The sequence below is a fragment of the Aeribacillus sp. FSL K6-8394 genome, from assembly GCF_038008865.1.
Lineage (GTDB): Bacteria > Bacillota > Bacilli > Bacillales > Aeribacillaceae > Aeribacillus > Aeribacillus composti.
Genome location: NZ_JBBPAA010000004.1, coordinates 57,914 through 66,473, shown reverse-complemented (window position 1 = coordinate 66,473; position 8,560 = coordinate 57,914). Strand labels below are relative to the sequence as shown.

The 8,560-nt window shown below is 41.6% G+C and carries 10 protein-coding genes; 9 read left to right on the top strand and 1 reads right to left on the bottom strand.

What is annotated here, in order from left to right; all coding sequences use genetic code 11:
• Window positions 1–294 precede the first annotated feature (294 nt).
• Complete coding sequence (locus NSR00_RS17625) at window positions 295–867, bottom strand: MerR family transcriptional regulator (RefSeq protein ID WP_340790052.1); 573 nt, start codon at window positions 865–867, stop codon at window positions 295–297.
• A gap of 195 nt (window positions 868–1,062) precedes the next feature.
• Here NSR00_RS17625 and NSR00_RS17620 point away from each other — a divergent pair, with 195 nt between their 5' ends.
• From NSR00_RS17620 to NSR00_RS17580, 9 genes are all read left to right on the top strand, one after another.
• Window positions 1,063–1,698: a hypothetical protein gene (locus NSR00_RS17620; RefSeq protein ID WP_340790051.1), complete on the top strand. Its 636-nt coding sequence runs from the start codon at window positions 1,063–1,065 to the stop codon at window positions 1,696–1,698.
• A gap of 121 nt (window positions 1,699–1,819) precedes the next feature.
• Entirely contained in the window at window positions 1,820–2,044 is a 225-nt protein-coding gene (locus NSR00_RS17615; protein WP_340790050.1) for a hypothetical protein, read from the top strand.
• Window positions 2,045–2,051: 7 nt separating this feature from the next.
• Entirely contained in the window at window positions 2,052–3,098 is a 1,047-nt protein-coding gene (locus NSR00_RS17610; protein WP_340790049.1) for a hypothetical protein, read from the top strand.
• A gap of 16 nt (window positions 3,099–3,114) precedes the next feature.
• A complete protein-coding gene (locus tag NSR00_RS17605) occupies window positions 3,115–4,947 on the top strand; it encodes a VirB4 family type IV secretion system protein (RefSeq protein WP_340790048.1) in 1,833 nt (610 codons plus the stop codon).
• 9 nt (window positions 4,948–4,956) lie between these two features.
• Window positions 4,957–5,991, top strand: coding sequence for a peptidoglycan DD-metalloendopeptidase family protein (locus NSR00_RS17600; protein ID WP_340790046.1), 1,035 nt, complete (start codon window positions 4,957–4,959; stop codon window positions 5,989–5,991).
• Window positions 5,988–6,536 (top strand): hypothetical protein, encoded by a 549-nt coding sequence (locus tag NSR00_RS17595; protein WP_340790045.1) that lies wholly within the window; start codon window positions 5,988–5,990, stop codon window positions 6,534–6,536. The genes NSR00_RS17600 and NSR00_RS17595 overlap by 4 nt, the downstream gene beginning before the upstream one ends.
• A gap of 20 nt (window positions 6,537–6,556) precedes the next feature.
• Entirely contained in the window at window positions 6,557–6,823 is a 267-nt protein-coding gene (locus tag NSR00_RS17590; RefSeq protein ID WP_340790044.1) for a hypothetical protein, read from the top strand.
• The gene (locus NSR00_RS17585) at window positions 6,816–7,859 is read left to right on the top strand and encodes a conjugal transfer protein TrbL family protein (RefSeq protein WP_340790043.1); all 1,044 of its coding nucleotides are present in this window, start codon (window positions 6,816–6,818) and stop codon (window positions 7,857–7,859) included. Before NSR00_RS17590 ends, NSR00_RS17585 begins: the two co-directional genes overlap by 8 nt.
• A 21-nt stretch (window positions 7,860–7,880) precedes the next feature.
• The gene (locus tag NSR00_RS17580) at window positions 7,881–8,549 is read left to right on the top strand and encodes a hypothetical protein (protein ID WP_340790042.1); all 669 of its coding nucleotides are present in this window, start codon (window positions 7,881–7,883) and stop codon (window positions 8,547–8,549) included.
• Window positions 8,550–8,560: the final 11 nt, after the last annotated feature.

Sequence of the window (8,560 nt, the reverse complement as noted above, 5' to 3'; positions counted from 1 at the left end):
AAGAGCGTGCCGCCGTACGTTTATACGTAGGCAAACACGCTCTCATCGGAGGAAAAACGAAAATTTCCAGGCGTTTCGCTCTTGCGTTAAACACATTTATGCATTAAAATGAAGACAAGGCATAAATATGTTAACACAAGAGCTTTCGAGCAGGTGTTTGCCGTAGGGTGAGTACGGCAGACGGTTGTAGCGGACCCCCAATCCGACTACAACGCGCTTCGAAAGCTCTTCTATTTTGTCCCGTTCTATTATGTTGTCTCTATTGTACTACTAATCTTCGAGTCGCGACAAGGTCTATTTTCCAAAAATTCTCGACAGCCATCCCCGTTTTTTTGTCCCCTTGTCCTCCGTTGTCTTGTCCTCCGTTGTCTTGTCCTCCGTTGTCGCAGCTGTCTCCAACGCGGCCTGCTTCTGTTCTTGAATGGCGCGAATAGATTCCATGAGTTTTCGGTCGCGTTCTTCCAGTCGTTGGTTGATGTAGAGTTGCTGCTCGTTGAGCTTTTCAATCAATTGACGATTCACCATTTCCAAGCGCTCGATTCGCTCGATTAGTTGATCTAGCTTGTCGTCATAGCGCGTCATATCGCTAGGTACGTCTAGCTCTTGAGCGATTTCCTCCGTTTCCTTGACACGCTTAACGACTTCGTTTACCGCGTTTTCAAGCGACATTCCTTCGTCTTGTGTGAGTCGTTTTAAATGTCGTAGGGCGACGATATCTTTTTCGTAATAGAGACGCTGTCCTTTGTCGTTCTTCTTAAACGGGTACCCGGCGTCTTCGAGCATGGCGCTCCATTTCCGTAAAGTTGACGAGGCAATCTCCAAATTATCCGACACGTCTTTCGAATAAAACGCGATTTTGTCTGACATAGCGCTATCAGCTACCTTCTTCATAGTTTTTCCTTATTATACAATGGTTTGGGCGCGTTATGTAGCGATTTTTATGTGATCTCGTACGCTATTAAACAGGTAAATATTGTATATGCATTTGGAAACTGATATACTTAGATTAACTTTGGACTTAAAGTTAGTCAAAATTCAAGGCGAAGGGTTGGGTATATTGGTATGAGATTGACGATCTCCATCAATCGCGAAATCAATGAGTTAATTCGGAAGATTGCCGAACAAATGGGAACAAGCAAGAGGAACGTTATCGCGTTTGCCTTGGCAGAAGTTCTGCAAAAAGGATATAGTTTCGAGCAACTGGAAGCGTTGAGAGAAAAGATCAATCTTGATTCCCAGACGACGATTTTTTTGACGGAGGAAATGGCGCGAAAAATTGAACAAATTGATCGTTTTGGTTTATCAAAAAGAACTTTTTTTGGATGTTTGATTTCTGATTATTTCCAAAAAAACAGTGAAAAGTTTCTCCTAGACTCTTCCGAAGATCTAGCAGAAGCCAAAAACAACGATTTAAGTCGTGACTATATCAACACCAATATGGACGAGGAGCTTAAAAAAAAAATAACTGATTTTTGCAAATCTAACTCTATTGCAATGAGTTTCTTGTTTTCGTATTATCTCTTGGCTAAGAATGTGCAGATACGCCCGTTCCAAATAAAGAAACGAGAATATCTGCATCTAAACATGAATGCGCTCGCCAGAAAAATGCTAGATAAAAAAAGTAGTGACATCAACGTGACTAGGCAATTTTATCTACATTTAGTCGCTTTGCAAATCTGTGAGGATTTCAATTTGTGAAATTTACAAAAATAGCGAGAAAATTCGCTATTTTTATTTACATTTTTTCTTGATTATGATATAATTTCCATATAATCAAAATAAAAAAAATAATCCATATTTGGAAAGGAGAGGAATTATTGTGTTTGACCAACTTCGAGGGCTATTGAATTCTTTGTTCGGAGACATAACGTCTACATTTATCACCTTGTTCGCCATTGGGATTCTTGTTTGTGGCCTATTGGCGGCATTTGGTGGAGAAGAAAATCAAGCAAAGTTCAAACGGGGGTTGTTTTTGTGTATCTCTGGGTTGATTGTGTTCTTGCTTGCCCGCCCGATTGTTTACTACTTCCAAAACAACCTCTAAGGGGTGAATGAATTTGGCATACGAAACACAGTCGATCGCTGAACGAAAGGAACAGTTGCGAGAAGAGGGTAAAGTGGAGTTGCCCTTAAACGTCGATACACGAAAGTATTTACTCTCTTTCATTCGTTATCGAGACGTGCTGATCTCCCTTCCGTTATTGATTGCTGGCATTGTGGCACTGTATATCATCCATCGAACGGGAATCGGCATTAATTCGCAGAACGTGATTGTCTGCCTCGCGCCATGGGCGACGTTCTTGCTGTTGCTGACGATTCAACATCCCGATCGGAAGAACATTTCGTTCTTCGAACACCGGATTGTTTGGCGAATCAAGTACAACAACCGTCAAAAACTGTTTGTTTACACAAAGGGTGATCTGATGGGAAAGAAGAAGGAAAAAGATGTTCGTGAACAGCTTGGCATTTCTAACATTTATTCCGACTGCTACGAAACAACGGACAAACGATTAGTTAAAGTGATTAAAGTGTCGAGCATTAATCTTTCGTTGCTAAATAACAAAGAGAAACGCATGATTTTTCAAGCATACGAAACGTTCCTCAACGACCTTCCAAAAAATCTGACGCTCCAAATCAGCCAAATCGCACAACCAGTCAACCTAAAAAACTACTTCATGTTCATCCAAGAGAAGACATCCCAAGAAGGAGATATATCAAAAAAGTTGTTGTCGGCGGGATATCTCAATTTCGTTGACAACATCCAAAAATCCAAGAACATGGTGTCCCGAAACCGTTATGTCATTATTTCCAAACCATTCACGGTGCAGAACAGAGACAGTGTCTTGGAGGAACTTGATCGACAGGCAAAAATCCTTGTTTCTCAAATCGAGAATATGCTCGGCGGTCGCTTTCAGCTGAAAGCAGAAATCTTAAACAACGAAGAGTTATTCCATCTCATCTACACCTGCGTTGACTACGAAAATGCACAAGTCAATGCGGAAATCAAAACAAGTACATTCCCAATCACGCTGGGAGAAGAGACATATAGAGAGATGAAAAAGAGATGGGAGAAAGAAGTAACGGAGAAAATCATTTAAGCCAGGGGGAAAGACGATGAGACTTACACTTCCTTTTTTTCGAAAAAAGAAAGAAGAGAGTTTGGAGGAATCGTATTACAACGCTAATGAACATATTTTGAATTTGCTTTCTCCTGACAGTATCGAAGAAAAAGAGAGTTATGTCCGTTCGGGTACGAACTATACCCGAACGCTTGTGGTTGTAGAGTATTCGTCCATTATTGTGCAGGAATATGTTCAACGCCTAAATGATCTGAGTGATAACATTAGCGTCATTCAGTATATCACAGAGTACGATGCTTCAGAAGTGCGGAGACATCTATCGGAGAGCATTAAGCAAAACAGTCAAAAACTATATTCCAAATACGTCAATGATGCAGGAAAAGCTGAAGCACAAGCGCAGATCGACAGTGCTAGAATGTTGCTCCATCAGCTAAGTTTCAAGAACGAAAAAATGTTCATGTTTCAAATGCTGATTCACATTGTCGCAAACAACCTAAAAGAATTGGATGCGTTGACTCAACAGGTGAAATCCATTGTCGGCCCATTTTCAAAAACACTCACGCCGACTACAAGAATGAAAGACGCTTTTGACAGCTTCTTGCCAATCGGCAAAAACAAAGTATATGACTTTACATATCGCCCGATGAATGCGGAAGCCGTTTCTTATTTCTTTCCGTTTCATGAAAATGAGATTTTCGACGAGAAAGGCATCATCAAGGGAAGAAACATGACAACCGGAAATGTGGTAATCGTAGACGATGATTTATTGTTAAACCGCCATGAATTTGTCATTGGGATTTCCGGTTCTGGGAAATCCACTTACATTTTTCAAGATATGATGCGGAAGTACATGTTAGGACGAAGAATCATTGTGATCGACCCGAAAGGAGAATTCGGGGAGGTATTTCGTACACTTGGCGGTGAGTGGGTGAAAATCAGCCTAAAAGGCGGGAACATCATCAATCCATTTGATATCCCGAAAAATCAACATGGAACAGAAGAAGGAAATCCACTGATCGCTAAAATCAGCACCTTGTTGACGATGTTCCGCCTCATGTATCCGCAGATGACAGATTTGCAGGAAGATGTCTTGTCGAAGTTATTAATTGAGCTGTACGCCAAGTTTGGCATCACGGAAGAAACAGACGTAAACGCATTAGCAGTAACGGACGTTCCGATCATGGAAGACTTCTATCATTTTCTTGAAGAAATCAAGGAAACAACCCCTGAAGAGTATGAGCACGTAAGGGACTTCCATACCACGTTGCACGCTTATGCGAAAGGCATGTTTGCCAAAGTGTTCAATGGGCATACCAACGTGGATGTGTCGAATCCACTTGTTGCTTATGATATTTTTGACCTCCAAAACCGGGAAAAAGCACAACGAGTAGTGTACTTCAATTTATTATCTCATATCAACTATGACATCTTGAACGGTGACCGGCATCCAACACAAGTGTATATTGACGAGGCGCATATCATCGCTGACCCAAAAGTGCCTCTGGCGATGGAATATGTGTATTTCATGATGAAAGTATTGCGGTCGTTTAATTGCGGTGTAACTCCTGCTACCCAGTCGATTAAAGACTTTCTGTCCGCGAAAGACGATAAACGAAACTATGGGGAAGCTGTCATTTCACAAGCTATTCAACGTTTATATCTCCCGATGCAAGAAGTAGAAATCAACTTCTTGGAGAAAGAACTTGGACATCAATTTTCTGAAGAGGAACGAACGACATTAACGGTCGTTGAGGGGCGAAAAGACGAACAAGCAGGTAAGGGCATCTATTTTGTCGGCTCGAAAAAAATCAAATTGGAAGTGCAGCTAACGGATGTTGAAAAACAACTATGGTTTGAACGGAAGTGAGTTGATCGTATGAAAGATGTCATACGCTCTCTACTTCTTTGGAAAGCAAGTCCGTTGATTTGGATCGGGGCTGGAGTTCTGTTTATCGTCGTACTCATTGGTGCCATCAGTAACGCTATTTTCGGGGAAGAAGAGAGCTTCTCCAATATCTCAGGCGGAGTAGCAATGTGTACGAAGGGAAAAGTGGATGAAGCAAGGATTGAAGAAGTGCTATCTAACGCCGGAGTATTCACTGGAAAAAAAGAAGTATTTATGAACGCAGCTGAAAAATACGGCATTGATCCCGTGCTACTTATCGCCATTGCGTTGCATGAAACAGGATACGGAACATCCCCTGCCGTGAAAAACAAAAACAATCCTGGTGGTATTATGGACCCGAACACTGGAAAGCTGAAAGTATTTGATAGTCTGGAAGACGGCATCGATTTTATGGCAGGAAACCTCTATCGAGTGTATATATCTCAAGGATTAGTAACGATTCAACAGATTGGGGCAAAGTACGCTCCAATTGGAGCGAATAATGACCCCTCGAACTTAAACGCGAATTGGGTGCCAGTAGTCACCAATATCGCAAATGAACTAGGCGGCCTCTCGATGAACTGCGAAGTCATGGGGACAGGAGAATTCGCGCTGCCTACCGGTTCGATGAGCATCACGTCCAATTTTGGATATCGGAGTGATCCGTTCGGAGGCGGAACGGAATTCCACAAGGGAATAGACTTCGCTTGTTCGCGAGGTGATGCAATTTATGCAGCCGATGGGGGGCAAATTGTAGTGTCCGTGAAGTCCGGATATGGTGGCGGATACGGACACCATGTCATTATCAGCCACGGCGATATATTCACCTTGTACGGCCACATGGAACATGTGGATGTAGACGTAGGAGACACGGTGCAGAAAGGACAGAAGATCGGTACTTGCGGAACAACCGGTTCCTCAACGGGATACCACTTGCATTTTGAGGTTCAGCTAGACGGCATCTATGGTAAAAGAGTAGACCCAATGACGTACTTCCAGCCAGCAAAGAAGGAGGAAGATGAATGAGAATCACCGTTACTAACCTTGTGTTAATCGTTCTTCTATTGATTGCAGGAAGCTTTAGCTTCCTCTTGTATACGGACCTTCAGGAAGCAAAGGAAAAGATTGAGAAGTATCAAGATATCGAAAAGCTGAATCAACGATCAGAGGATTTTATCGAAGCGTTGGTTTATGGGAAACATAAAAAGTATCTGACCGGAGAACAACTGGCGCGATATGAAGCTGGCCTGAAAGAGTATGGAGAACCAACAGAAAAAAACATGGCGAAAATAAACGAATTTAAAATTCATCAGCTGTTCACAAAAAAGCAGAAAAATAAAGATGATGAGGCGGAATCGTATGCCATCGTACAGGTCCGATATGAAACAGGAGATCCTAATAAATACGGGGATGACTACATTCATACATTAACGGTCAACTCTCATTGGGTGAAAGACTCCGGAGAATGGAAAGTCGATCATATAGATATGGCTTTGCTTGAAGACAGCCGGGATGAAATGTTACGGAAACAAGCCGAAGAAGCGCTGCAGAAAGCTGGTCAAGCAAATTAAAGAAAAGGGGGAGAGGAAAAGTGAAACTGACGCCGGAACGGCGTAGACAGATATACGAGATTACGCAAAAAATACTCGCTGTCTACGATCGTTTTTTCTCTTTTGTACTTAAGCTGTATGAAAAACCGGTGGAGCGAAAGAAAAGAGAGTTTTTCCTCACGTATCGCACAGAAATGACGGAAGAAGAAATTCGGGAGTATCAATATCGATTGACGGTAGGGTGGACGGTTCTCTTATTTATCTTCATTTTACTTTTGCTAGAGATCGGGGGGAGAATCTTTGGCTAAATTTGTTCGAGTCCTAGTCGTTGCGTTTCTGTTGTCCTTGGTGATCTTTCCAACGTCAAGTTTGGCGAAAACAGGAGATTTTTATGAAAAAAACAAAATGTTCTTTGAAGAACCGGAAAACTCAGATGACGAGAATAGATCGTCAAGTGCTTATATCGAGATTCTGAAAAACTACGATGACGACAGTCAATCGATTGAGTGCGGAAAATTTCAGGTTACTTGCCATATCTATAAATTCATCTTTGAAACGGGAGTTTCGGCGTTGGAATTCATTAAAGAAATCATGAAAAAGACGGTCATTTCTCCAACAGACATCATCCAGAATCCGTTGTATGAAAGATACCAGGACGGATTGTTCACGTTGTCAAAAACGGTATTGGCGATTTTTATCGTATTTAGTATGACAAAAATTATGAGCCTTCGCATGGCGGATGCAGATGACGGACCGATTGTCATGAATGAAAAGCTCGTAAGCATCTTCGTGATCTGTGTGTTCCTATTCTTGTACGAATCAATTATCCACTGGATTCTAAACTTCCAAGAAAAACTCATGACTGCGATCATTGACACGATACAAACAGAAAAAATGGTCGAAAACATGATCTCCAATATATTACTTTCTCCGGGGGTATTTGCTTTCATTACAGTATTAGATATTGGAATCATTCTAGTGGTTCTAACACTTCAGTTTTTCTATCGCATCGCCCTCGTTGCGATCTTGTATATTATCGGCCCGATCGCTATTGTTACGAAAGTCAATGATACTTTTAACTTCTTTGATTTCTGGCTCAAACAATTCATCAGCGCGTTTCTCACGCTGGCGTTACAATTGATCGCTACGGCCATTGGACTGCAACGCTTTTTTGAGAGACCGCAGTATTTCGGTGACACAACGAATTTGTTTATCGGAACCGCCTTTTTCATTCTCGCTGTGACGTTGCCATCCCTTTTAGGTCAATGGGGATTCAGCACCGGTTCAGCACGTTCTGTAATGTCAGGAGCGAAAACCATCGCCAGAGTAGCCATGAGACGCTAGACGCTAAGGAGGATGATAGACATGAAAAAATGGATGATAATCGGCACGGCTGTTTCATTGATGTTCCTGTTTGGATGTCAGAACGATCAAAAAGAAGTACAAAGTACGAAGGTAGAGGAAAAAACAAAGGCGAAAGAAGACAATTCGAAAGAAAAAGCAAAAAGCGTCTTTACTCGAAAAGATCGTCAGATCGCAAAGGAAAAAGCTGAAAAATTTATCGTTCTTCTCACTGAATTTCATGGTCGCTCCATTTTTAGTGATGAAGACAATGCGAGAGTTCGTGCGGAGTTAAGCCAAAAGGCAGATGAACAAAAGTTGATTCATCCTGAAACTTCGTTCACAAATCTCACTAAATTTGATGATAATGCTAAAGAAGACAGTAGATTAATTCTTCGGAAAGATCGCTTTCAATTAGGCGATGAATTTAAAGAAATTTATTATAAGTACATTGATGTTCATGAATTGAGATTGCCAATTAAATATATCGTTAAGTCTGATACGTCCCCAGAGGATGTGGAGTTAGAGTCGTTTGTTCGTTTCGTTAAAACGACGGATGGAGAAATTTTAATTTTGGATGCGCCAATGTTGATCGGAATGGACTTGGAGAAAAAAGATGAGGACGCCTATTATGACGAGTACAACCGTAAGGAGATAGAACAAGAAGTCAAAGAAGAGCTGAATATTCAATGAGTGAGGTGAGA

Excerpts from the sequence above, each read along its gene's own strand:
- NSR00_RS17620 (WP_340790051.1), top strand. The coding sequence starts at position 1,063 with ATGAGATTGACGATCTCCATCAATCGCGAAATCAATGAGTTAATTCGG.
- NSR00_RS17580 (WP_340790042.1), top strand. The coding sequence starts at position 7,881 with ATGAAAAAATGGATGATAATCGGCACGGCTGTTTCATTGATGTTCCTG.
- NSR00_RS17595 (WP_340790045.1), top strand. The coding sequence starts at position 5,988 with ATGAGAATCACCGTTACTAACCTTGTGTTAATCGTTCTTCTATTGATT.
- NSR00_RS17610 (WP_340790049.1), top strand. The coding sequence starts at position 2,052 with ATGAATTTGGCATACGAAACACAGTCGATCGCTGAACGAAAGGAACAG.
- NSR00_RS17605 (WP_340790048.1), top strand. The coding sequence starts at position 3,115 with ATGAGACTTACACTTCCTTTTTTTCGAAAAAAGAAAGAAGAGAGTTTG.
- NSR00_RS17625 (WP_340790052.1), bottom strand. The coding sequence starts at position 867 with ATGTCAGACAAAATCGCGTTTTATTCGAAAGACGTGTCGGATAATTTG.
- NSR00_RS17600 (WP_340790046.1), top strand. The coding sequence starts at position 4,957 with ATGAAAGATGTCATACGCTCTCTACTTCTTTGGAAAGCAAGTCCGTTG.